The 1,943-nt window shown below is 47.8% G+C and carries 2 tRNA genes and 2 rRNA genes; all 4 read left to right on the forward strand.

Going from position 1 to position 1,943, the window contains the following annotated elements:
* A 16S ribosomal RNA gene (locus tag VRHSUH10_RS04010) occupies positions 1-521 on the forward strand; the annotation flags it as partial.
* Positions 522-645: 124 nt separating this feature from the next.
* A tRNA-Ile gene (locus VRHSUH10_RS04015) sits at positions 646-722 on the forward strand.
* A 10-nt stretch (positions 723-732) separates the two neighbouring features.
* A tRNA-Ala gene (locus VRHSUH10_RS04020) sits at positions 733-808 on the forward strand.
* 488 nt (positions 809-1,296) lie between these two features.
* Positions 1,297-1,943 (forward strand): 23S ribosomal RNA (locus tag VRHSUH10_RS04025); the annotation flags it as partial.

Consider the following 1,943-nt stretch of genomic DNA (forward strand, 5'->3'; position numbering starts at 1 on the left):
CTCTTCTTCGGAAGCCAGAAAACAGGTGGTGCACGGTTGTCGTCAGCTCGTGTCGTGAGATGTTGGGTTAAGTCCCGCAACGAGCGCAACCCCTATCTTATGTTGCCAGCACTTCGGGTGGGAACTCATGAGAGACTGCCGCAGACAATGCGGAGGAAGGCGGGGATGACGTCAAATCATCATGCCCCTTATGACCTGGGCTACACACGTACTACAATGGGAGTTAATAGACGGAAGCAATACCGCGAGGTGGAGCAAACCCGAGAAACACTCTCTCAGTTCGGATCGTAGGCTGCAACTCGCCTACGTGAAGTCGGAATCGCTAGTAATCGCAGGTCAGCATACTGCGGTGAATACGTTCCCGGGCCTTGTACACACCGCCCGTCACACCACGAAAGTCGGAAGTGCCCAAAGCCGGTGGGGTAACCTTCGGGAGCCAGCCGTCTAAGGTAAAGTCGATGATTGGGGTGAAGTCGTAACAAGGTAGCCGTATCGGAAGGTGCGGCTGGATCACCTCCTTTCTAGGGAGACATACACTAAGCCAAGAGCTTAGATGTCACTTAGGTCGACACTTTGGCACCTAACATTGTTCGGTTTTGAGAGATCTGTTATCTAGCAAGATAATAAATTTCTCATATATTAAATGGGCCTATAGCTCAGCTGGTTAGAGCGCACGCCTGATAAGCGTGAGGTCGGTGGTTCGAGTCCACCTAGGCCCACCATTTAATACATGGGGGCGTAGCTCAGTTGGGAGAGCACCTGCCTTGCAAGCAGGGGGTCAGGAGTTCGAATCTCCTCGTCTCCACCATTTAGTATTTGACAGCTAGTCTGTTATGTACTAAAATAACTAAGCTGATTAAACAATCAGTTACAATTTAATAGATTTCGATGGATATCTAGGCGCATGAGTTGAACGACGTCGCCGCGTAATGGTAATTACGCAAGACAAGTGAAGCGAATGCAACAACGATAGACGCGAAATATATGAATTGTTTGTTCTTTGAAAACTGCATAGAAGATAATTATTATATATTTGTAAGGTCATCTCTTAGAATTTCTAAGTAGGTTGACCCGAGCACATAGGAAATAATTCTCTGACTTAATGGTGACGTACATGAAAATGTACGGCTACAAAACGACAATGTATCTAATGCATGTCTAAAAATCGTAATGATTTTCATCAGAATTTGATGGATATCGAGGCGTACCAGTGAAGCGAAAACTCCGCGTATTTGTATACGCAAGGTGAGCTGAACGCAGTACAACGAAGATAGCCGCAAATTATGGTGTAAAATAAGTAAAGATTTTAAGGGCGTACGGTGGATGCCTTGGCGATATCAGCCGAAGAAGGACGCGGTAAGCTGCGATAAGCTACGGAGAGGTGCAAGCAACCTTTGACCCGTAGATTTCCGAATGGGGGAACCCGGCAGTGGTTATGCACTGTCACCCATAGCTTAGACTATGAGGAGGGCACCTGGGGAACTGAAACATCTAATTACCCAGAGGAAAAGTAATCAAACGAGATTTTCTTAGTAGCGGCGAGCGAACGGGAAAGAGGCCAAACCGGAGCGGGCAACCGCACCGGGGTTGAGGACAGTCATCAAGTGTAAATGAGGTAGAAGAATCGAGTTGGAAAGCTCAGCCGCAGAAGGTGAAAGCCCTGTAATCGAAACCTTGCATACATGGGACTGTATCCAGAGTACCACGAGACACGTGAAACCTTGTGGGAAGCAGGGGGGACCACCCTCCAAGCCAAAATACTGATATCGACCGATAGCGCATAGTACCGTGAGGGAAAGGTGAAAAGAACCCCTGGCGGGGAGTGAAAGAGAACCTGAAACCGTATGTCTACAAACAGTCGAAGTCTGTATATATATCAGGACGACGGCGTGCCTATTGAAGAATGAACCGACGAGTTACTGTTGCTAGCGAGGTTAAGTGGA

The organism is Veillonella sp. T11011-6 (assembly GCF_002959755.1).
GTDB lineage: Bacteria > Bacillota > Negativicutes > Veillonellales > Veillonellaceae > Veillonella.